The organism is Moorena sp. SIO1G6 (assembly GCF_010672795.1).
Classification (GTDB): domain Bacteria; phylum Cyanobacteriota; class Cyanobacteriia; order Cyanobacteriales; family Coleofasciculaceae; genus Moorena; species Moorena producens.
Map to the genome: position 1 here is coordinate 24933 of NZ_JAAHFZ010000024.1, position 22958 is coordinate 47890.

At 45.1% G+C, this 22958-nt stretch carries 21 protein-coding genes and 1 tRNA gene; 15 read left to right on the forward strand and 7 right to left on the reverse strand.

The genetic code is table 11. The annotated features are described in order from the left end of the window. Positions 1 to 8 precede the first annotated feature (8 nt). The 6 genes from yidC (at position 9) to F6K63_RS21635 (ending at position 5825) form a co-directional block, all read left to right on the forward strand. Positions 9 to 1178: a membrane protein insertase YidC gene (gene yidC / locus F6K63_RS21610; RefSeq protein ID WP_009148772.1), complete on the forward strand. Its 1170-nt coding sequence runs from the start codon at positions 9 to 11 to the stop codon at positions 1176 to 1178. A 12-nt stretch (positions 1179 to 1190) separates the two neighbouring features. Further along, on the forward strand, positions 1191 to 1685 hold the full coding sequence (locus F6K63_RS21615; RefSeq protein ID WP_009148770.1) for a Jag family protein: 495 nt from the start codon (positions 1191 to 1193) through the stop codon (positions 1683 to 1685). A 316-nt stretch (positions 1686 to 2001) separates the two neighbouring features. Beyond that, the gene (locus F6K63_RS21620; RefSeq protein ID WP_287313092.1) at positions 2002 to 2517 is read left to right on the forward strand and encodes a YceD family protein; all 516 of its coding nucleotides are present in this window, start codon (positions 2002 to 2004) and stop codon (positions 2515 to 2517) included. Between the two features lie 447 nt (positions 2518 to 2964). Then, a complete protein-coding gene (locus F6K63_RS21625; protein ID WP_287249883.1) occupies positions 2965 to 4479 on the forward strand; it encodes a Ycf46 family AAA ATPase in 1515 nt (504 codons plus the stop codon). A 501-nt stretch (positions 4480 to 4980) separates the two neighbouring features. Next, the gene (locus F6K63_RS21630; RefSeq protein ID WP_287313093.1) at positions 4981 to 5448 is read left to right on the forward strand and encodes an SH3 domain-containing protein; all 468 of its coding nucleotides are present in this window, start codon (positions 4981 to 4983) and stop codon (positions 5446 to 5448) included. Positions 5449 to 5648: 200 nt separating this feature from the next. Further along, entirely contained in the window at positions 5649 to 5825 is a 177-nt protein-coding gene (locus tag F6K63_RS21635) for a hypothetical protein (protein ID WP_009148761.1), read from the forward strand. A 56-nt stretch (positions 5826 to 5881) separates the two neighbouring features. Here the strand turns inward: F6K63_RS21635 and F6K63_RS21640 are convergent, their stop codons facing one another. Then, positions 5882 to 6763, reverse strand: a complete 882-nt coding sequence (locus F6K63_RS21640; protein WP_071105383.1) for an SH3 domain-containing protein — start codon at positions 6761 to 6763, stop codon at positions 5882 to 5884. A gap of 183 nt (positions 6764 to 6946) precedes the next feature. Here F6K63_RS21640 and F6K63_RS21645 point away from each other — a divergent pair, with 183 nt between their 5' ends. Then, positions 6947 to 8128 (forward strand): peptidoglycan-binding domain-containing protein, encoded by a 1182-nt coding sequence (locus tag F6K63_RS21645; RefSeq protein ID WP_287313094.1) that lies wholly within the window; start codon positions 6947 to 6949, stop codon positions 8126 to 8128. Between the two features lie 213 nt (positions 8129 to 8341). Here F6K63_RS21645 and sigC read toward each other — a convergent pair whose 3' ends face one another. After that, the gene (gene sigC, locus F6K63_RS21650; RefSeq protein ID WP_009148755.1) at positions 8342 to 9595 is read right to left on the reverse strand and encodes an RNA polymerase sigma factor SigC; all 1254 of its coding nucleotides are present in this window, start codon (positions 9593 to 9595) and stop codon (positions 8342 to 8344) included. Between the two features lie 729 nt (positions 9596 to 10324). Here sigC and F6K63_RS21655 point away from each other — a divergent pair. Next, positions 10325 to 10540, forward strand: coding sequence for a hypothetical protein (locus F6K63_RS21655; protein ID WP_287313095.1), 216 nt, complete (start codon positions 10325 to 10327; stop codon positions 10538 to 10540). Here the strand turns inward: F6K63_RS21655 and F6K63_RS21660 are convergent. Together F6K63_RS21660 and lipA are read right to left on the reverse strand one after the other, a co-directional pair. Beyond that, a complete protein-coding gene (locus F6K63_RS21660) occupies positions 10517 to 11428 on the reverse strand; it encodes an NAD(P)H-dependent glycerol-3-phosphate dehydrogenase (protein WP_009148753.1) in 912 nt (303 codons plus the stop codon). The two genes, F6K63_RS21655 and F6K63_RS21660, sit on opposite strands and share 24 nt — an antisense overlap. Positions 11429 to 11476: 48 nt before the next feature. Beyond that, positions 11477 to 12346 (reverse strand): lipoyl synthase, encoded by an 870-nt coding sequence (gene lipA / locus F6K63_RS21665; protein ID WP_287313096.1) that lies wholly within the window; start codon positions 12344 to 12346, stop codon positions 11477 to 11479. 131 nt (positions 12347 to 12477) lie between these two features. Between lipA and F6K63_RS21670 the strand changes: the two genes are divergently transcribed. Beyond that, positions 12478 to 12551: transfer RNA gene (locus F6K63_RS21670), tRNA-Pro, on the forward strand. Between the two features lie 182 nt (positions 12552 to 12733). Here the strand turns inward: F6K63_RS21670 and tsaD are convergent. Continuing rightward, on the reverse strand, positions 12734 to 13795 hold the full coding sequence (tsaD, locus tag F6K63_RS21675) for a tRNA (adenosine(37)-N6)-threonylcarbamoyltransferase complex transferase subunit TsaD (protein ID WP_009148750.1): 1062 nt from the start codon (positions 13793 to 13795) through the stop codon (positions 12734 to 12736). A gap of 151 nt (positions 13796 to 13946) precedes the next feature. Between tsaD and F6K63_RS21680 the strand changes: the two genes are divergently transcribed. The 4 genes from F6K63_RS21680 (at position 13947) to F6K63_RS21695 (ending at position 18481) form a co-directional block, all read left to right on the forward strand. Next, entirely contained in the window at positions 13947 to 14441 is a 495-nt protein-coding gene (locus F6K63_RS21680) for a photosystem I reaction centre subunit III (RefSeq protein WP_009148748.1), read from the forward strand. Positions 14442 to 14603: 162 nt separating this feature from the next. After that, positions 14604 to 14729: a photosystem I reaction center subunit IX gene (gene psaJ, locus F6K63_RS21685; protein ID WP_009148746.1), complete on the forward strand. Its 126-nt coding sequence runs from the start codon at positions 14604 to 14606 to the stop codon at positions 14727 to 14729. Positions 14730 to 15913: 1184 nt separating this feature from the next. Next, positions 15914 to 17455: a bifunctional phosphoribosylaminoimidazolecarboxamide formyltransferase/IMP cyclohydrolase gene (gene purH / locus F6K63_RS21690; RefSeq protein WP_287313115.1), complete on the forward strand. Its 1542-nt coding sequence runs from the start codon at positions 15914 to 15916 to the stop codon at positions 17453 to 17455. 207 nt (positions 17456 to 17662) lie between these two features. Continuing rightward, positions 17663 to 18481, forward strand: a complete 819-nt coding sequence (locus F6K63_RS21695; protein ID WP_009148740.1) for a squalene/phytoene synthase family protein — start codon at positions 17663 to 17665, stop codon at positions 18479 to 18481. 243 nt (positions 18482 to 18724) lie between these two features. On the opposite strand, the gene F6K63_RS21700 is transcribed toward F6K63_RS21695, so the two are convergent. Then, a complete protein-coding gene (locus F6K63_RS21700) occupies positions 18725 to 18871 on the reverse strand; it encodes a CAB/ELIP/HLIP family chlorophyll-binding protein (protein WP_287249872.1) in 147 nt (48 codons plus the stop codon). 76 nt (positions 18872 to 18947) lie between these two features. After that, positions 18948 to 19184 carry a hypothetical protein gene (locus F6K63_RS21705; protein WP_287313097.1) on the reverse strand — a complete coding sequence of 79 codons (237 nt, stop codon included), beginning with the start codon at positions 19182 to 19184 and terminating at the stop codon, positions 18948 to 18950. A 156-nt stretch (positions 19185 to 19340) separates the two neighbouring features. Here F6K63_RS21705 and F6K63_RS21710 point away from each other — a divergent pair, with 156 nt between their 5' ends. Both F6K63_RS21710 and pyk read left to right on the forward strand, forming a co-directional pair. After that, the gene (locus tag F6K63_RS21710; protein WP_287267791.1) at positions 19341 to 20717 is read left to right on the forward strand and encodes a PQQ-dependent sugar dehydrogenase; all 1377 of its coding nucleotides are present in this window, start codon (positions 19341 to 19343) and stop codon (positions 20715 to 20717) included. 276 nt (positions 20718 to 20993) lie between these two features. Further along, positions 20994 to 22775: a pyruvate kinase gene (pyk, locus tag F6K63_RS21715; protein ID WP_008184687.1), complete on the forward strand. Its 1782-nt coding sequence runs from the start codon at positions 20994 to 20996 to the stop codon at positions 22773 to 22775. The last annotated feature ends 183 nt before the right edge of the window (positions 22776 to 22958 follow it).

Consider the following 22958-nt stretch of genomic DNA (forward strand, 5'->3'; position numbering starts at 1 on the left):
TCAAACGAATGGACTTTGGTATCGGATTTATCTCCAACAACATCATGCTGCCAATCCTGGATTTCTTTTACGGGATTGTGCCTAGCTATGGTTTAGCCATAATAGCCTTGACCCTGGTAATTCGCTTTGCCCTCTTCCCTCTTAATGCTGGCTCCATTCGCAACATGAGGCGCATGAAAGTCACCCAACCCCTGATGAAGAAGGAGCAAGAAGCAATAAAAGAGCGCTACAAGGATGACCCGGCTAAACAGCAGGAAGAAATGAGTAAGCTGTTCCAAAAGTTTGGCAACCCCCTAGCCGGTTGTTTGCCACTGTTGGTACAAATGCCGGTTCTGTTTGCCCTATTTGCGACCTTGCGGGGATCACCTTTTGCAAACATTAACTACGACGTCAACTTACAAATTTTTCCCCAAGAACAGCTGGAATATATCCAGCCTAAAGTCTTTACCACCAAACCCCAAAATATTTACATTACCGATGGCTTACATGAACCAGTCATCGCCCTACTTCCGGCAGGAAATAAGCTGGTAGTTGGGGAAAAAACCAGAGTAGAGTTTCAAACTGTTGAAGGTCAACCCTTAAACCAACTAATTGCTCAGCATCCAGAAACCGATATCAGTCCCACTTGGCAAATAGTCAACGGAGAGGACCGCTTACGTATTCTTGAGGACGGTACACTAGAAGCCCTGATGCCTGGAGAGGTAAAGCTTCAGGGAACCTTACCGGGAATAGCTGCAAACAAAGGCTTTCTATTTATTGATGCTTTAGGAAGAGTGGGTGCTTTTGATGACGATGGCACTATCCACTGGGATATCGTAGGGATGATTCTCTTCTTTGGGATCAGTTTGTACGTCAACCAGCTGTTGTCTGGTTCAGGTGCAGGTTCCGGGCAAGCCGGTGACCAGCAAAAGGCAGTGAATCAGATTACTCCAGTATTGTTTTCTGGCATGTTCTTATTCTTTCCCCTGCCAGCTGGGGTATTGATGTATATTGTTGTAGCTAATATATTTCAAACTATCCAGACTTTCATTCTATCGAGAGAACCTCTGCCAGAGAATTTGCAAGAAATAGTTGAGCAGCAGGAAAAAGAGGCAAAAAGACAAGCAGCTAAGTCTGGAGAGGGTCGAGAGGCATTACCTTTTGAGCCCAAGCGTTCAAAGAAAAAGGCATCAAGTTAGCATCAAGTTAGTATGATAAATCAACATCAGGAGCGTGGTAAAGAGTGGTTAGAAGAACTCCTGCGATTATCTCGATTGCCCGCCAGTATAGAGGTAGCTGATGGTGAAGCTCCTCTAGGAGAGCGACCCAGCTACTGGTTGACAATCGATAATAGTCAACTGACCTCGAAAGACACTCAAACTTTAATTGGTCGGGAAGGGGAAGTTATCGATTCTATCCAGTACTTAGCAAATTCCCTCCTTAACTTGGGTCATGATGAGCAGGAACAAGCCGTTTACGTCATCGATATAGATAGCTATCGAGCCAGACGGCAAGTGGAACTTCAAGCGATCGCTGAACACGCTGCGATGAAAGTCCGTCAGACCGGGAAAGAATTTGAATTGAAATCCCTATCGGCAGCAGAGCGGCGTCAAGTCCATACCCTATTCAAGGCTTTTGAGGATCTAGAAACTCTGAGTCGAGGGCAAGAGCCAGACCGACGACTGGTGGTGCGTCGCAGGTATTGACAGATTCAGGATTTTCACCCTCTCACGGCTGATTGTACTTGGGATTATTCCCACCACCTGGCTAACATAATGCATTAACTCTATATAACAATTTAAGTCTATAAATGGTCGCTTTTTGCTGAGTCAGGACTTACGCGCTTAAGTGGATTTAGCCCCCCTAGCCCCCCAATATTGGGGGGTAATGATGTCAAAGTCCCCCGAGCGAGGGATTGCTCGCTCGGGGGATTTAGGGGGCAAATGGGTAAGTCCTATGAGTGTTTGAGAAGCTCAAGGTTAACCATCAACGCTTAACAGTCAACTGCAAAGGATAAGCATTATGGAGGCTATATATATTCCTGAGTTGCTCAAATTACCAGAGCAAAGAGAAGTAACTCCGGTCAATCAATTATTGGTGGATTTACCGACACTGACCCCAGTTCGAGGTCAAGTGCAAGTGGCTCATCAAGGCAATTACCTGGAGGTCTGTGCTCAAGCAGAAACGATCATTACCTTGACTTGTCACCGCTGCTTAAAACAGTACAACCACCGCCTAAGCATCGATACATCCGAATTAGTTTGGTTAGCTTCCTCAGCTGACCAACTCTCGGATGAATCCCTAGAGGAGGAGATAACGTGGGATGATTTACAAGAAACCCTTCCAGCTCAGGGGTATTTTTATCCAGACACTTGGTTATACGAACAACTATGTCTGGCAATTCCGCCACGGCAGCTGTGTGACCAAGAATGTATAGGTATCCAGATTAACGATAACAGTGAAGCACAGTTACGGGATCAACTACGGGATCAACGTTGGGGCGCTCTAGAATCCCTGAAGAGAAAACTTCCTGGATAGTGAGTTGCCTGGTAGTATAATGCTGAAGGGGAAATCGGTCAGAGAGTTACTAGCAGCAGAACCGTTATCCAAGTTTCTTGGAAATAAAAATGCTATGTTCAAAGTTTAATTATTTTTTTATAGTATTTATTGTTTGAGTAATTGGCTCTTATATAAAAATCCGTGTAGGAATTGTCATAATTTTTGACGCTATATTCCCGTCTTGATGCAGTCGCTCATGGGGGGAACCACGGCAGTCGCTCATGGTTTGAAGTTACCGTAAGACAGTTGAGCCTTAATCAATAAGTTTTAACCCTTTTTTGCATAACCTACCAACCATAAAGGCTCAACTGTCTAAGGTTTCGTCTCCGGGGGACCCCCAAGACCGCGCTGCCTCCCCAAGACCGCGCTGCATCGCTACTCCCTGCTCCCTGTTCCCTATTCCCTGTTCCCTGTTCCCTTTGCTATATGAATTTCAATGACGAGTTTGAGCTTCTGCTACGTGCTCGCTATCCTTTGTTATATATTCCCACTCTAGAAGAAGAGCGAGTAGAAACAGCGATCAAGCAATCAGCTAAACGTTTGGGTAATCGTGGTGTCTATATCTGGGATTTTGTAGATGGTTACCAGGGAAACCCTAATGATATCGGCTTTGGACGCCGCAACCCCTTACAAGCCTTAGAATTTGTAGATAGAATTGGCGAAAGTGCTGCTGCCATCTTTGTATTAAGAGATTTTCACCGATTCTTAGAAGATGTATCAGTTGCTCGTAAACTCAGAAATCTGGCACGTACCCTCAAATCCCAGCCTAAGAATATAGTTATCGTTACCCCCCAAGTGTCGGTTCCCTCGGATTTAACCGAAGTCCTGACAGTGCTCGAATTCCCCTTACCAACCGCATCGGAAATTAAAGCTGAGGTGAAACGTTTGTTGGGGGCAACCGGACAAACCCTAACTGAAAAAATCATTGATGAGCTGGTGCGGTCGGCTCTTGGTCTTTCCTTAGAAAGGATTCGTCGGGTCCTAGCTCGTGGGATTGCCTCTAATAATGCCATCCAACCTTCAGATGTGGAACTAATTTTAGAAGAAAAGCGTCAATCCATTAGGCAAACCCAGATCCTAGAGTTCTACCCAACCCAAGAAAAAATTTCCGACATCGGTGGCTTAGACAACCTTAAAGACTGGCTACTGCGACGGGGTGGAGCATTTACAGAACAGGCGCGACAATACGGGTTACCTCATCCTCGAGGATTACTATTAGCGGGGATTCAAGGAACTGGGAAATCCTTAACTGCAAAAGCGATCGCAAACCACTGGCACCTACCCCTGCTACGTTTAGATGTCGGTCGTCTATTTGGTGGCTTAGTAGGGGAATCAGAATCCCGTACTAGGCAGATGATTCAGCTAGCCGAAGCTCTCGCGCCCTGCATCCTCTGGATTGATGAAATTGACAAAGCCTTCTCTGGTTTATCCTCTAAAGGGGATGCTGGCACAACCAGTCGTGTCTTTGGTACCTTTATTAGCTGGTTAGCTGAGAAAAAATCCCCAGTGTTTGTGGTCGCTACTGCCAACAATATCCAAGCCTTACCCCCAGAAATGCTTCGCAAGGGTCGATTTGACGAAATCTTTTTTGTTGGTTTGCCCAACCAGGAAGAACGTCGTGCTATTTTTGACCTACACCTATCCCGGCTGCGACCTCATAATCTAAAGAGTTACGCTTTAGACCGATTAGCCTACGAAACCCCTGATTTTTCTGGGGCAGAAATTGAGCAGACCCTGATCGAAGCCATGCACATCGGCTTTAGCCAAAACCGAGACTTCACCACAGATGATATTCTCGAAGCCGCTAGCCAAATTATCCCCTTAGCACGCACAGCCCAAGAGCAAATCCAATTCTTACAGGATTGGGCAGCTGCCGGAAAAGCTCGCATGGCTTCTCGCAATAGCCCCTTAAATGATCGCATTCAGCGCCAACTCCAGTAAGTAATCATATATAGTAGTAGTTCTCAATTGGGTGAGCTACTTCATCCTGGGTTAATGGGAGTAGGGAGTAGGGAGTAGGGAGTAGGGAGTAGGGAGTAGGGAGTAGGGAGTAGGGAGTAGGGAGTAGCGCTAATAAAATTGACTTGACCTAATAAGTATCAGAAACCCTATAGATTATTTAGATTAATTGAAACTAGATTAATTGTAAATTATATCATGAACTTTTGCTAGAACACCCTAACAACCTGTTAACCTTGGCCAATAGGCACGCGCGTCGCGTTCAACCTTTAACCTGTTAACCTTGACCTTTCGGTCACGCGATCGCGTTCAACCTGTTAACCTTGGCCAATAGGCACGCGCGTCGCGTTCAACCTGTTAACCTTCAACCTTTCAACCTAACAACCTCCAACCTTCAGCGTTCAACCTGTTAACCTTCAACCTTTCAACCTTGACCTTTCGGTCACGCGATCGCGAACAACCTTTATCTTTGAATACTTTCCCATGAATCTTTCCAAGATAGCTCAGTTTATCATTGGTTTTATTCTCGGCATTGGCATCTTAGCAGGTGCTGCTGTTGGTACAGTTTATTACTTCTTTACTAAACTAGCAGTTGAGCCTGAAAAACCAGTTTTTACTGAGGAGCGACCCAAGAAGTCACCATCACCAAAAGCTCAACCGACCAGTTCATCTGGGCAGTCTAAACCAGCAACTACTCCCAAACCCATTCCTAGTCCTAGTCCTTTACCAAAACTGGAACCGGGTGCTTATCGAGCCAGTGTTACCTGGCCACAGGGGTTGATTCTTCGGGACTCCCCTAGCCTGAACGCTCAACGCATAGGTGGTATTGGCTACAATCAGACCCTGATCATCCTCGGATACAGTGATGATAAGCGATGGCAGAGAGTACGCTTGCCTGGTAGTGACCAAAAAGGTTGGGTTAAAGCAGGTAATGTCAAAAAAATAAACTAATAGTTTCGAGCAACACTCAACACTCAATACTTAACAAGTATTGTTTTTGTTAAGAAAAATAGCTAAATATTAATCTTGATTGCAATATTGCCGATCTAGCTTTAATGCCAGAATCCAGAATGATAGGGTGATGAAACTAACTTTTAACACCATCAAAAAAGTTAAATTTCTGGTTAACTGACTTTCTGGCTAACACGTTTATGTACAACAAAAATACAAATAAAGATCTTCTGGGTGCTGCTGTTACTGCTGCTTTGGGTGCCGGGATTGTCACCTCTTTTGCCGTCAGCCAAGGTCAACACCCAATGATTGCTATAGGAATTACTGCTATGGCTGGCTTAGTTGGTGCCTTGTTACATCAGGCTGACTTGGTATAAATAAAAGTCCTATGATAAGTAATTAACAACTTGCTAGTTATGTGTTTTCTGGTGGGCTAATTGGAACAAACCACAAGATTCTGATCACCCGTAGCAGGAAACCCGTTAGACATCCATCCATTAACAGGATAAGTTATTCTTGCCCACTCGCGCCCTTGGGAGTCCTTGCGAAATTGGTCTTGACGGGAACCGTTGATCAGTTGTACTTCCACTCCATAGGAGACAAGACCTAGTCGAGAAGAGTTAATATTCGGTTCTCTACGGACAGCTATACCATCATTACCTTTATATATAACTTCGCGACAGAGAGATGGTGTTGGATTAGAGCGTACTATTACTCTGTCCTGACAGAACTTTAGATCTTTGGCTCGGACAAATCCAGGAACGGGGGAGTTGATCGCGATCCAACCATTTTTCCTAACCTTGTTTTCGGCCAGAATAACTTCTTCATTAGGCTCTAAGGTTCTGATTGGTTCGATTGATGGCTGTTTGTAGATAAACATTGACTTAGCAGCTTGGCGGCAGAGAGATAGTGTTTGAGTAGGGGTTACTCCTCCTATCCCCGGCGGACAGAACTTGAGATTTTGGGCTTGGACAAATCCACTAATGGGGAAGTTGATCGCAATCCAACCATCTTGGCTAACCTTGTTTTCGGCCAGAATAACTTGTTCATCAGCCTCTAAGGCTCTCATTAGGTTAGAGGTTGATCGCTGTTTGTAGATAAACGTTGACTCAGCAGCGGCGCGACATTTACCCATCAATCCCTGAGCCAGTTGAAATTTCCCTTGAGTCTGAGCTTGGGTTGGTTTGGCCGAGGGGATGCTGTTGGCGGAATTGGTGCTCGGAATTACGGTAGCCCTAGCCCCTACTCCCCCTAAATTGCTCAAGACTAAAGCTAGGAGGGGGACAAATGTACTCCAGTGACGAATAGTGCTCATGATTTAAAACTATTGCGTTATGGTTAGAGAGGAGAATTGCTCTGTTTTGATAAGAGTCTTGCTCTATAACTACATGCTTTAATATCCGATTACGTAAAATTTCTGAGATTATGTTGTCCGAAACATTACCAATGCTCTACTGTCATTTGTTAAACTAACGGTAACAGTTTCCTTGGAAAAATCATGGAGACCCTTGCCTATCTTCATCTTGCCTTAAGCGAAGAAGAACTAGCTTATACTCCTGCAGTTTTGAAGGAGTCAATTCAAAAATTGTTTCAGTGGCTCAAGGAGTATAAGCTAGTTGCTTACCATCGGATTTATTTACTGTTGCTAATTGCCATACTTAGCATTGTGGGGATGGCAGAAGAAGCCCTAGCCCAAAGGGTGCTGCGGGAAGGTCGTAGGGGAGCTGATGTAACAGAGGTTCAGCGTCGTTTGCGAGAACTCGGGTATTTCAATCGGCAACCAACTGGCTATTTTGGTTCAATTACTAAAAATGCTGTGATTCGGTTCCAACGAAAAAAGGGGCTTCCTGCTGATGGGGAAGTCGGACCACGAACCAGAGCAAAACTCTTTCCATCACAAACCAGAGCAGCACCATCCCGTAGGAATGTTACTCAATCTGGACTCAGACGAGGGTCTCGTGGATCAGCGGTTACGGAAGTGCAGCGACAGTTGAGACAACTGGGGTATTTCAATGCCGACCCAACCGGTTACTTTGGTCCAGTTACAGAACAAGCAGTGATTGAATTCCAAACAGACTATGGTCTCAGGGCGGATGGGATTGTGGGATCACAAACTAGAGCAGAACTATCTAATGCTTTAGTTACTCAATCACAACCGTTTGGATTACCGCCTGATCAGATCCCTCTTCCTCCTGCTGACTTTAACAGTCAACAACCCATAGCATTTGGTACTCCTATTCGTCGCAGTGAACTACGACCAGGCGATCGCGGCCCAGAGGTTAGACGGCTTCAGGAAGAGTTGAGATCTCGAGGGTTTAATCCTGGTGCTATTGATGGGAGATATGGCGAAGAAACTGAGGATGCAGTGTTTAAATTTCAGATACGTAATAATAATCTACTTCCAACCGGGATAGCTGATTTACAAACCCTGCAAGCATTGGGACTTATTAATATAAATCCTGAAGCTGAGAAGAATCGCTATGTGGTGGTGATCCCCATTCCTAATGATAATGTGCTAAGTGAAGTGCGAAATCAGATGAAGCTGACTGGTGGTATTATATCTGACGATGATCGAGGCCGTTATTTTAATGCTGGAGCTTTTTCTAGCCGTAGTGAAGCGGAAAGTCGTTCCCATGAATTGCGATCGCAAGGATTTGATGCCCGGGTAGCCTATTTTTAAGTAAGCTCAAGTCTACTAACAAATAAAAAGTCTACTAACAAATAAATAAATCGGGGTGCTCCCTCAGGTATTGATAAATTCAATAAATTTTGAACAACTAGAACCCTAGGACAAGGGATAGCTAGGGTGATAGCTAGGATAGGATTGGCAAGAAGCCCACACTTCCCTAATCGGTAAGTTAATCGGGAAGTGTGGGAATATGTCACCAAGGGATTAGCTCAAAGCTTCCAGGTAATCCCGAACTCGGTTACGGCGCTTGGGTTGCCGCAACTTTTGTAAAGCTTTAGCTTCGATTTGGCGTACCCGCTCGCGAGATAAATCCAAAGCGCGACCAATCTCAGCTAGAGAGTAAGGCTGGTTATCTCCCAAGCCAAACCGCATCCGAATCACATCCCGTTCACGGTTGGTTAGATCGGCTAGGAGTTGCTGTAAATCCCGTTGTAAGGCTTCTCGCATCAACACTTCTTCTGGAGAAGTTTCCTCAGTTTCGAGTAAATCTCCTAGTTCGGTGTCTCGTTCCTTACCAACTTTAATTTCCAAAGAAACAGAGCGGGGTACTCGTAGTAATACTTCTCGTACCTGAGCCGCAGTCATTTCTAATTCCACAGCAATATCGTCAATGGTTGCTGTGCGCCCACGTTCTTGGGAAATCTTCCGTTGGGCTTTTTTGATTTTATTGAGCTTCTCAGTAATGTGAACTGGCAGGCGAATGGTACGGCTTTGGGTAGCGATCGCCCGGGTGATTCCTTGACGGATCCACCAGTAAGCATAGGTGCTAAATCGGTAGCCTTTGGTCGGGTCAAATTTCTCAACCGCTCGCTCTAATCCCAGAGTTCCTTCCTGGATTAAGTCTAGGAGTTCCAAGCCACGGTTTTGATACTTCTTCGCTACTGACACTACCAGACGTAGGTTAGCTTTGATCATGTGTTCCTTAGCTTGGAGCCCTTCAGCTTGTACCTGCTCTAGCTCTTTGGATGTTAGTTCGGCTAACTCTGCCCAACGCAGTTTTCCAGCTGACATACTCGGCTTCAGTTGAGAAACGTCAATTCCTGCAGCCGTTGCCCACCGTTCCAAGGAAGGACGGTGACCTAACTGGGACGCTAGACGATCATGGATTTCAATCAGGTGGACAAAGCGCTCCATGACTTTATCCTCAGATATAGCCGACTTATTATTGCGCAGCCGTAGTAGTTTCATGTAGCGCTGAACTTTTTGAGCTTCCGAGACTTCCTCATCTCGCCTCAGTAGACGAACCCGACCAATTTCCTGGAGATATAACCGAACTAGGTCGGTGGTGCGACGGGTGCTATTTTTAGTTAAGCTAGCCGCGTCTGCACCCTCAATCTCCACATCAACTAAGTCATCCACTGATCCTTCCCCATCGTCCCTTGGGCCATTAAGCTCAAAGCTATAGGCAGAAGTCTCGTGATCTAATTCTGTGTCGGCATAGAAAGGAGTGGCTGGCATAATGATCTCTCGATTACAACCAGTGACAACACGGAATTGTGTTTGTCACACTTAGTACTAGAATTCCCACCCATGATGATCGGAGAAACAGCTACTTAATTTTTTCTCCCGGCAAGACTTACCGGTTATCCCTGGTAGCCTTTATTAATATTGGTAGCTAACGGTTCACCCGATCTATCCACCCTACCTTGCCGCATTCAGCTAAAGGTCTATAGATGGCAAAAGGAACAGGATCTCCTGATTTCAGCTATTGTATAAGTAACTCTATAGTAAAATAGAGACCTTGGTCAAAAGCTGTATTAATCTACAGTGCGCATCATGGGGATTCCAGAAAGATTCTCGCTAATTCAAGAAAAAATTTTATTTATGGGTATCAGGGACTAATATCAAGGACTAAGCAGTAGGGAAGCTACTTGCGGATATCCTGTGCTCGAATGGGTTTGAAGAAACAACGAACTTATGAATAAGTGCATACACATAGTTTAAAATTGCCAAATTATTGCCGAATTACCAGAGTAATCAAATATCAGTGCCACCTAGCTATGTTGCTAGATTGGCACTGATATTACGAAACTTGATAAAACATTACCAAAGTTTGCAATGTCTTGATGTAGTCGCTTTATCTCAAGCAGTGGCATGTCCCTAAAGATTTTATATTTTCAGGATGCCTGATAGACAACAGCAAAATGTCTCAATTTTTGTCTCAGTTTTTTGTCTCAGTTTTTTTGTATGAGTTTGAAAGCAGGGGAGCTTCCGGAGCAGGAGAGCTTTCGCAGTCAGGCAGCAAGGGATACTAGCTGGTTTGGTAAATTTTTCATGATCATTGCGATACTCTTAAGGCCAAAGGCCACGCTACGCGAACAGAGCCGCTACGCGATTGACCGTAGGTCACGCTACGCGATCGCACTCGAGATCAGACCATCATTCTGGCTTAGTATCTCGTAGCATTAGAGCTTCAACAGCCGCTTGGGGGGTTATCTCCCCTTGGAGCAATCGATGGACTTGATAAGTAATGGGTACTGAAATTCTTTTGAGCTTAGCTCGTTCCATCACAACCTTTGTAGTGTTGACCCCTTCTGCTGTTCCCTCCAAGTTGGCCAGAATATCTGCAAGTTTCTGACCAACAGCCAGCTGATAACCAACTTGATAATTGCGACTGAGGCGACTACTACAGGTTGCGAGTAAATCTCCTAGTCCCGACAAACCGTAAAATGTTTCTACCTTAGCACCCCAATCTTTACCAATACGGATCATTTCTGTAAGCCCACGGGTTAGCAAAGCTGCTTTGGCATTTGTTCCTAGTTGTAAACCATCACAGGTTCCAGATGCGATCGCCATCACATTTTTCAGGGTACCCCCTAGTTCTACACCGAGGGGGTCTCGATTGGTGTAAACCCGGAAATTTGGCGAAGAAAACACCTGTTGTAGTATCTCAGTTGCTTTTACATCTGTGCTAGCTACTACTGTAGCGGCTGGGAGTTCTTGTTTAATTTCTTTGGAAAGATTGGGACCCGATAGCACCACTACAGGATTGTTGGGAAATTCAGCTTGCCAGATTTGAGAGGGAGTACGGGTGGTTTGCAAATCTAACCCCTTAGTCGCTGTGACCAAGATCACGTCAGAAGATACTGATAAACACTTTAGCTGTTGCGCTACAGCATTTACCCCCGACATGGAAACAGCAGACAAGATAATACTGCTAGATTTTATAGCATCTGCTAATTTTGTCTGACTCCGACGGGACCACAAACAAACCTGATCACCGTTTTTAGAGGCTAGGCTATTGAGGGCTGTACCCCAAACACCTGCTCCGATTATAGTGATGTTGGTCATTATGATTGTTAGTTGTTACTTTCCATTTTCTTGCAACCATGCAACCGTTCATCGGGGATAGCGCTGCATTAATTCTCGAACTTGCTCGGCATGATAGGAACTGCGGGTAAGGGGAGATGAAACAACTTGTAGGAAACCGAGGGATTCACCATACTCTTTCCAGCTATCAAATTGTTTAGGGGTTATGAATTCAGAAATTTTTAGGTGTTTTTGAGTGGGTTGAAGATACTGACCAATAGTTAAGATGTCGCAGTCTACTTGCCTTAAATCCGTCATGACTTGCCGGACTTCTGCATCAGTTTCTCCTAAACCTACCATTATACCAGATTTGCTGTAAACCGATGGAGCCAAGTTTCGCGTCCGCATCAGTAATTCGAGGGAGCGCTGATAATCCCCTTGAGGCCGTACTTTCCGATAGATTCGGGGTACTGTTTCTGTATTGTGATTGAGGACTTCGGGTTTAGCTTGAAGAATCGTTTCGAGGGCATCCCAGTTCCCGCACAAGTCTGGGATTAAAACCTCAATAGTGGTATCAGGTGAGACCAGGCGAATGGCTTCAATGCACTGTACAAACTGGGAAGCTCCACCATCGGGTAAATCATCCCGGTTGACAGAGGTAATAACTACATGATTTAGACCCATGCGCTGCACGGCTTCCGCTAGCCGTGTGGGTTCAGTGGAGTCAAGAGCTTTGGGTTTTTTCTCAAAGTCAATATCGCAGTAGGGACAAGCACGGGTGCAGGCTGGTCCCATAATTAAAAAGGTGGCAGTACCAGCATTGAAGCACTCTCCGATATTGGGACAAGAGGCTTCTTCACAGACAGTATTGAGTGCTAAATCTCTTAAGGTTTCTTTAATATTGCCGACACGCTGCCATTGGGGCGCTTTGACTCGCAACCATTCTGGTTTAACTACCACTCTTGGTTATACTCCAACTATATATATATATAAATTTAAGTTACGTAACTTTAATCTTGATCCTAGCAAGCTAGGGGCCGATTGCCCCTAAGGCATGATAAAATAGATGAAATCTTAAATTATGGCTTTATCGGGATGTAGCGCAGTTTGGTAGCGCACTTCGTTCGGGACGAAGGGGTCGCAGGTTCAAATCCTGTCATCCCGATTGTACTTTTGGACTAACTTGAAAAGTTAGCAGGTTACAGGTTAGCAGGTTACAGGTTAGCAGGTTAGCAGGTTACAGGTTAGCAGGTTACAGGTTAGCAGGTTACAGGTTAGAGGTTCTTAAACCTTCAACCTCTGAAACTTTCAACCTTCAACCTCTGAAACCTTCAACCTCTGAAACCTTCAACCTCTGAAACCTTCAACCTCTGAGTAAAGTTCCATCACCTTAGTGATAGGCATTCGCGATCGCACTCCCAAAGTCAAAGGGGAAGTATGTCCTTGATTTAAATGGTCAGTTGCGGCACAGCCAATCATTGCGGCATTATCGGTACAAAACTTCAGGGGAGGGAAAATAACTCGCAAATTATGCTCAGTTGCTGCAGCTTGTAACTGTTGTCTCAAGCCACTATTGGCAGCCACCCCACCCCCAACCACAATCGTGTCCAGACCATAGTCGAGAGCACAAGCAATGGTACGCTTGGTAAGCGATCGCACTACAGTTTCCTGAAAGCTGGCAGCAATGTCGGTCACTGGAATTTCTGAGTGTTCCTGTTCCAGTTTTTGCACCAGCCTTAGCACCGCTGTCTTCAAGCCACTAAAACTGGAGTCATAGGGATGATAACCGCCACTAGCAAGGGAAATCTTACCTTCTGGCAATGGAAAGGCTTTGGGGTTACCCTCTCGTGCTAACTTATCTATAACTGGTCCTCCGGGATAGCCTAACTTTAATAATCGTGCTACCTTATCAAAGGCTTCACCAGCAGCATCGTCACGGGTTGCGCCCAGTATCTCATAGCTACCACAGGTTTTGACATAAATTAAGCTAGTGTGACCGCCAGACACCAACAGACTCAAAAATGGTGGTTCTAGTTCTGGCTCACTGAGATAGGTGGCGTAAATATGACCTTCTAGATGATGGACACCTACAAAGGGCTTGTTGTGGACAATGGCCAGGGTTTTGGCAGCTGTGACCCCCACTAGTAGAGAGCCCACTAAGCCGGGAGCGCAGGTAGCAGCAATGCCGTCAATTGCTCCCCAGTCCAGTTGAGCTGCTTCTAGGGCTTGCGCGATCGCATTATTGATGGTTTCCAGATGGCTACGGGATGCTACCTCTGGCACCACACCCCCATACTGCCGATGCATAGGAATTTGGGAGGCAACAATATTGCTACAACATTTACGATTGTTAACAATCGCCACAGCTGTTTCATCACAACTGGTTTCTATTGCTAAAACACAAGCCATTCACCAATGACCTTTATTGAAACACTACTTTTAGTTAATTAAACTTTACTAGATACACGCCTCAGAGTAAGATTGCCTGAGTGTACAAATAATTTGATCTCTTGGTTTGTACAAAAAACTTTTTGTTTCTTAACAAAAGGAGACACTTTCTATGCGACGATTGTTAGCTTTAATTTTTGCCGTCTCTGTGTGGCTTTGCGCCATCAGCCCAGCCTCTGCTTCTTTGGATCATCTCACCCCTTGTAGTGAGTCTGCTGCATTTCAAGCCCGGAAGGCTCAGTTCCTAAATACTACAGGTGACCCCAATTCCGGTGCGAACCGATTTGAGCGGTATTCTCAAGCACTTTGTGGTGATGAGGGATATCCTCACTTGATTGTGGATGGTCGTTTCTCCCATATGGGTGACTTCCTCATTCCTAGCTTACTCTTCCTCTATATCACTGGCTGGATTGGCTGGGCAGGTCGCAGCTATCTACAAGCGATTCAAAAGGGTAAGAACCCAGAAGAAAAAGAAGTCATCATTGATGTCCCCGTGGCATTTAGTAAGATGCTAATGGCTGCCTCATGGCCTTTGTTAGCATTCAAAGAAATCACTACTGGTGAAATGTTTGCTAAAGATGATGAGATTCCTGTCTCACCACGCTAGCAATCATACTTAGACTCGCTGGCGGGAACGCTTTTAGCACTGAAAAGTTAGCTAAAAACTAGTGCCGTTCTCGCTAATCAAGTTTTCACGCTTTATAGACAGGGCATTATATTGATGTGCCAAGATGTCTTGAAATAGTTATCGATTTTAGGAGAATGTTCCATGCAGGATTTACTCAAGTATTTGTCCCTAGCACCAGTGTTGTTGGCTGTTTGGATGACCATTACGGCTGGAATTTTGATTGAATTTAACCGCTTTTTCCCTGATCTACTTTTCCATCCGTTGTAATTAGGAAAAATGGGGAAAAGATTTAAATAATTCATTCCGGATTGGTAGGTAAGCTAATTAATATACAGCTGCTACCTTAGTTCGCTGAATTATTTAAATTTACCCTAAAAAACCTATTGACAATTTAAAAAAATAATTCAGAGTGCAGAATCGATAATCCAGAAGTAAAGTTGAATATTTCTGAATTAATTATTTCTGAATTATTAAGTTGCTGAATCCTGAATTTAGCAACTACTAATTCTGCATTCTGAATTGATAATTGTAAGCATTCAGCTATCAGCTATCAGCTATTAGCCTATGGGCTACAGATGGTGCTACTTGAGGTGCTATCAGCGATCAGCTTTGGGCTTGTGGGCACGCTACTGTTCGCGCAGCGTGCGTGTAGCGCAATCGGTGCTTATGGGGAAACTCACAGGGTCGAAGCCTGTGCGACGCTACTGTTCGCGCAGCACCTCAAGTAGCGCAATCGGTGCTTTTGAATAAAATAAGCTGACGGCTGACGGCTGACGGCACCTCAAGTAGCACCATCTGTAGCGCATATGCTTACGATAATTCAGAATTCGGTTGACCAAAAGTCTGGGTTTCAAGCCTGGCCTTTGGCCACGCTACTTGAGGTTCCCTTCTAGGGCGACTTTTTCCGAAATAAGGTATATTATATTTAAATGTGTAGCCTAGCACAGGCAGGATTCGTCGGTACTGCCCTATTTAACAACGAGCGTTTTGCGATGCTAGTACACGAGGCGCGAAAAACCTCACGGTGTGCTTACAGTCGTCGAATTAAATTCGCCACGGGTCGCACCGCTAAAACGCATGGGTCTTAACAGATACCGAAAACCAGTAAAATAACAACTTCAAAATATATAACGTACCGTGGGGTTAGAAGTTACCGTAAGAAGAGTGGAGCCTTAATCAACAAGTTTTAACCCTTTTACGCATAGCCGACTAACCATAAAGGCGACCCTCTGATAAGGTTTCGTCTCCGGCACACGGGAACAAGGAAATTCCCAACGCTTAGGAAGACAAGCCCACTGGGGTTAGTTAAATTAGGCTCGATATTTGGTTTTTAAACGGGTATTTGGCTTAAGTATTGCCTTTCAGGATAGCTAATTTTAAGGCATGTCCTAGAACTAAGAATCCCCGCTCTTTTAGGGCGGGGAGTGTCAACTTTTGTAAAATTGTTTGAAATGGCAAATCTGGCACTGCTGAGTGTATCTGACAAAACTGGGCTAATCGACTTTGCCCGTCAGCTAGTAGAAGAATTTGAATTTGATTTAATCAGCAGTGGTGGAACGGCTAAAGCCTTGCAATCAGAGGGTTTGCCGGTAACGAAAGTGTCTGATTACACTGGCTTTCCAGAAATTTTAGGTGGCAGGGTGAAAACCCTACATCCACGAATTCATGGTGGAATTTTGGGAAGGCGAGATTTCCCCGAAGATGTGGCAGAAATGGAGACAAACCAGATTCGTCCCATTGATTTGGTGGTGGTGAATCTCTATCCATTTGAACAGACTGTTGCTAAACCGGACGTGAGTTTAGCAGAAGCAATTGAAACTATCGATATCGGTGGTCCAACACTGCTGAGGGCAGCTGCGAAAAACTATGCTCACCTGACAGTGCTGTGTAATCCTAGTCAGTATCAGGATTATTTAGAGGAGTTGCGCCAGAATGGAAATCAACCATCAACTGAATTCCGTCAGGCTTGCGCTATAGAGGTTTTTGGTCATACCGCTGCCTATGACCATGCGATCGCATCCTACCTGATCGGGTACAAAGATCCAGTTTCCCTACCAAAACGATTTACCTTGTCTGGACAACAGCGCCAATCTCTACGCTATGGCGAGAATCCCCATCAACCAGCATCGTGGTATCAATCCGGAACAGTTCCCACAGGTTGGGCTGCAGCCACTAAACTTCAGGGTAAGGAACTCAGTTACAACAACCTGGTGGATTTAGAAGCTGCACGGCGGATCATTAATGAATTTACTGACACTCCAGCCGCAGCAATTCTCAAGCACACCAATCCTTGTGGGGTAGCCTTGGCAGAAACCCTCTCCGAAGCCTATCAGAAGGCATTCAATGCTGACTCTATTTCTGCCTTCGGTGGAATTGTGGCATTAAATCAACCCATTGATGCTGCTACAGCTGTTGCGTTAAAGAAAACTTTCTTAGAATGTGTAGTCGCACCAGGATGTGAACCAGAAGCTCAAGAAATTCTCAGTGCTAAGTCGAAGCTAAGGGTGTTGCTATTACCAGACTTACAGACCGGATCAAAGCAAACCGTGAAAGCTATTGCAGGGGGGTTTCTGGTACAAGCTGCGGATGATGCCATGGATAATCCTGAGAATTGGCAAGTGGTGACCCAAAAGCAACCTACTCCTGACCAAATGGCAGAATTATTATTTGCTTGGAAGGTGTGTAAGCATGTTAAGTCTAATGCCATCGTCGTGACGCGCGATCGCACAACCTTAGGAGTGGGTGCCGGTCAAATGAATCGGGTAGGAGCGGTAAATATAGCATTAGAACAGGCTGGGGAAAATAGCAAAAATGCTATCCTTGCTAGTGATGGATTCTTCCCCTTCGATGACTCAGTGCGGACAGCTGCTAAAGCAGGGATTGAGGCAATTGTGCAACCGGGTGGTAGTTTACGAGATCAAGACTCGATTCAGGCAGCAGATGAACTGGGATTAGTAATGGTGCTCACCGGTATGCGCCACTTTTTACATTAGTTATTTAAATTATCCAGAATAAAATGAAAGTAAGTACTTGCCCCTATGTTTAAAAAACTACCCTTGTTAGAGGGGGTTAGGGGAGCCAAACCAACTAAACTTTGTAAGTCCTCTTGACAAAAAATACAGATAAATTCAATATTTATGAGTATTTATCGTTTAAAATTTATTAATATCATATAAAGCGACGATGAGAATGGTAAAGTCATGCAACTGTGTAAAGATGCCTTAGGAATTCTCAAAGAAACTAGTCGAACTTTCTATATTCCAATTAGTTGTTTACCAGGAGGGTTACAAGAATCTGTTGCTTCTGCATACTTATGTATGCGTGCAATTGACGAAATTGAAGATGATTTTGAGCTTGATAACCCTACCAAGGCTTCACTGTTGCGAAAAATTAGTTTCGGTCTACAAGGTATAGGTAATGGATTCAGTGCCTCGGAATTATCTTTAGCCTTGAGTAAGCACGAACAGCCACTTCCAGAAGTAACCATTCGGATTGGTGAATGGGCAATGCTAGCACCGGAAACCATTGCACCTCGCATTTGGGAAGCTAGCGCAGCTATGGCAGATAGAATGGCAGCTTGGGCTGAATGCGGTTGGGAAATTAATACAGAAATGGATTTGGATGCTTATACTTATAGCGTTGCCGGCTCTGTAGGATTGTTACTTTCTGATTTATGGGCTTGGTATGATGGTACCCAAACTAACCGTAGTTATGCAGTTGGTTTTGGTCGGGGTTTACAAGCAGTCAACATTCTACGTAACCGGTCTGAAGATTTGACAAGGCAAGTGGATTTTTTTCCCAACGGCTGGGGCGAAGAAGAGCTACATAAATATGCTCGGAGAAATCTCTCTTTAGCTGATGCTTACACCAATGCTCTACTGAAGAATAGTCCAGCCAGAAATTTTTGCCAAATTCCCCTGGCTTTAGCTCATGCCACCCTTGATGTTTTAGCTCTCGGACAATCTAAACTAACCCGCAGTGCAGTGATGGGTATTGTTGAGGAATTAACAACTAAGTAGATCGGTATAAAAGTGTTCTATTTTATTAGGAATAGTTAAGCGATCGCTTAAGAACAACACACTGTCGTTTTTTTGCTGAGCTTCAATCGGGGTCAACCCTAGATTGCGTAAGGCTTTCAGCGACTGCGATCGCCATCTCTGTCAGAAATGCAGGTATAGCAATTCCAATATTGCTTCCAATATTGAGTAGAACACAAATCAACTGTAGGGGCGCACACCGTGCGCCCAATTGCTTATGGTAGATTAAATCAGACCTAGTTGTTCCAGAATTCCGTTACCAGTAAGCAACTCGGTAGCCAAGCCAATGGCGAAACCAAGCATTGCCAAACGGCCATTCCAGGTTTCAGCAAAGTTGGTGAAACCGAACTTAGATTCTTGCTCTTGAGTCATTGTTATAGATCTCCTAGGGTTTTGTTAGCTTCTGTAATATAAGTTAACCTATTTTGGGGATATTTGCAACATTTATTTATATTTTTATAACCAAAATATGGGAATAAATGATACGCTTTGCCTGAAGTAGGGATAACTGGAGGCTATGGGAAGATGGGGTTGAACGCGATCGCGTGGCGGAAAGGCCAAGGTTAACAGGTTGAAGGTTAACAGGTTGTTCGCCTGTGGCGTTCGGTGTAGGGTAGGTTGTTCGCGTAGCATGGCCTTTTGGCCAAGGTTTTAAGCAGCAACCGGCAACACCTTCAACCTGCAACCTACTAACCTTCAACCTGCAACCTACTAACCTTCAACCTACTAACCTTCAACCTGCAACCTACTAACCTTCAACCTGCAACCGCAATCAACTAATACCTTTGATTGCTACTTGGTCAGTTAAGATCAATCCCAATATCACCCTGTGCTCCTGACCATGAATTCCCCACGTTTCCTGATCCTGCAACTGCTGATGACTACGGTAGTAGCCTGTGGTTCAACCAGCACTTCAACTCAAGCACCTGCGGCACCGATTGTACAAAAGTCCTCCTCTGAAGAATCTCCCCAAATTGCTCAGGCACCTACACAAACAAATGCTTTATCCACAAAAACCCTAATCGATACCAAAACCCTGACACCCCAACCGATTCAAATTACCCTGAATGATTTACCCCAACCTTTTGCTACTACTAGCGCCTCTCGACCTCCAAAAGTGGTAGCAATACCATCCAACCCAAGCCTAAAAGTACCAGCGGGTTTCCAAGTGAACGTATTTGCTGATGGGTTAGACCGTCCCCGCTGGCTAGCACTTACTCCCACTGGCGATATCTTGGTCACAGAAACTCGGGCAAATCGTATTCGTTTATTGCGCGACAGCAATGGTGATGGAGTTGCTGATGTCAAAAAAACTTTTGCTAGTGCCAGTAATGGGTTAAATATTCCCTTTGGCATGGCCTTTGCTGATCAATACTTCTTCTTGGGCAACACTAATGCTGTACTCCGGTTTCCCTACACAAAAGGTCAAGACCAACTCACTGGCAAAGGTCAAAAAATTGCTGACCTTCCTGGCGGCGGCTACAACCAGCATTGGACACGCAATGTGGTAGTATCTCCCAAGCTAAACAAAATCTACGTCTCTATTGGTTCACGGTCTAATGTCGATCGCGAACCCCTACCCCGAGCATCGGTACAGGTGATGAACTTGGACGGCTCAAACCAACAGACTTTTGCCTATGGGTTACGTAATCCTGTCGGTCTCGACTTTCACCCAATTACTGGTGAACTGTACACTACCGTCAATGAACGAGATCTGATCGGAGATGACCTAGTTCCTGATTACTTCACCCGTATTCGCCAAGGGGAATTCTATGGTTGGCCCTATGCCTATTTAGCCCCCCATCTCATCGATCCCCGTCAAACCCGCAATGGTCAAAGCATCAAACCTGAACTGGTTGCCCAAACCCGAACTCCCGATGTCTTGTTCCAATCGCACTCAGCAGCACTAGGATTACAATTTTATGATGGACGGACCTTTCCAGAAAAGTATCGTAACGGTGCCTTTGTAGCGTTTCGTGGCTCTTGGAATCGTAACCGAGGCACCGGTTACAAACTTGTCTTTGTTCCCTTTAAAACTGATAGACGACCATTAGGCTATTATGAAGATTTTCTGACTGGTTTTCTGATCGATTCCTCAGGACCAACCACCTGGGGACGTCCAGTTGGGTTGCTGGTGCTAAAAGATGGCAGTCTGCTCGTCACAGAAGAAGCCAACAACCGAATTTACCGGATCCAATACCGCAATAGTAACCCGTGAAGTACCCTCGACTAAGCCGGAATATCTTATTGATTACAACTTAATTAGGAGAAAAATTTTTTGACTGGCAATTCATCCCCCACTAACCGCACTTAGTGTAGATTAGGGAATGTTTACCGAATCTTGTTAAACCTGGCTTGGTACTAATGACTAATGACTAATGACTAATTAGAAGTCTTGGTAAAGATATTGAGGAAAACTTAATATCAAACAAATAACAATAATGTGCCATGCTAAGGTGTTGTTCGGGAAACCCACCTAATCCCTTTGACGTTTATGCAATCGCCAAATTCCCTACGTCGGACAAAGATTGTTGCCACAATTGGCCCTGCGAGCAATAGCCCAGATGTTCTCAAGGCACTAATTCAAGCTGGTGCCACCACTTTACGACTCAACTTTTCCCATGGCACCCATGAAGACCATCAGCGCAATATTCGCCTGATTCGCCAGACGGCCTTTGAACTCAATCAGCCTGTAGCGATCCTCCAAGACTTGCAAGGACCGAAAATTCGCTTGGGGCGGTTTGAAAACGGTTCCATTGTTGTCAACAATGGCGATCGCTTCACCTTAACCAGCAAATCGATGGTTGGTAAACAGGAAATCAGTTCAGTTACCTACGAACCCCTAGCGGACGAAGTGCCTGTGGGAGCCACCATCCTATTAGATGATGGCAAAGTTGAGATGCGGGTAGATAAGGTAGACCGAGAGGAACGAGCCTTGCACTGTACCGTTACCGTCGGTGGACCCCTCTCAAATAACAAAGGAGTTAACTTCCCTGGTGTCTACCTATCTATCAAAGCTCTGACCGATAAAGACCGACGAGATTTAATGTTTGGTTTGGATCAAGGTGTGGATTGGGTAGCACTCTCCTTTGTTCGTAATCCTCAGGACATCTTGGAAATCAAAGAACTGATTAACAGTGCTGGGAAGCAGGTACCCGTGGTTGCCAAAATTGAAAAGCATGAAGCCATTGAGCAAATGGAGGCAATTATCTCCCTGTGCGATGGGGTGATGGTTGCTAGGGGTGACTTAGGGGTAGAACTGCCAGCAGAGGATGTACCAATCTTACAAAAGCGACTGATTGCCTCAGCCAATCGACGGGGAATCCCAGTCATCACTGCCACTCAAATGTTGGACAGTATGGTTCACTCGCCCCGACCAACTCGTGCAGAAGTTTCTGATGTAGCTAATGCTATCCTTGATGGCACTGATGCAGTCATGCTCTCTAACGAAACAGCTGTTGGTAAATACCCAGTAGAAGCCGTAAAGACCATGGGCACGGTTGCGGTGCGCATTGAGCAAGAACAGATTATCGGTCATGCTCGTGACACCAGCCGCTCCATTCCCAATGCTATATCCCAAGCAGTTGGTCACATTGCCGAGCAGTTAGAGGCAGCAGCCATCATGACTCTGACTAAAACCGGTGCTACAGCGCGGAATGTTTCTAAATTCCGACCCCAAACTCCCATATTAGCAGTAACACCTCATGTAGATGTGGCTCGACAACTCCAGCTAGTTTGGGGGGTCAGACCTTTGTTAGTCCTGGATTTACCCTCAACTGGTCAGACCTTCCAAGCCGCAATGAGTGTGGCTCAGGAAAAACAGCTTCTAACAGAAAGAGATTTGGTCGTCATGACGGCTGGGACAATCCAAGGTGTGGCTGGGTCAACAGACTTAATTAAAGTAGAAGTAGTCAAAGCAGTTTTGGGTCAGGGAGTTGGTATTGGTCAGGGATCAGTAAGTGGTGTTGCTCGGGTGGCTGACACTGATGGTGATTTACCTAACTTCAACCACGGAGAAATCCTAGTGGCTCCTTCAACCAATGCCAAATTTGTGGAAGTCATTCGCAAGGCAGCAGGAATTATCACTGAGGAAGATAGTATAACTAGCCATGCAGCAGTGATTGGGTTACGCTTGGGTGTGCCAGTAATTGTGGGGGTGAATAATGCGACCCAATTGATTCGGGATGGGGCAATCTTGACTCTGGACACACAGCGGGGGTTAGTTTATTCTGGTACCCTTGGGGCTAGCCCCACTGACGGGTTACTAATGACTTGAATAAAATATACTATACCCATAACTATTGTCTATTTTGCTTTGGCTATTGCCTGGTTTGTATGTTCATGCTCAAGGGTCACTTAACTATCAAATAGTTTGTGGTAGTATTCGGCTACTAACTTAACCTGGTAGAGTCAATATTTGGAAATTAGTAAGTGGTAAGATCAAGTCCGGTTAATCACT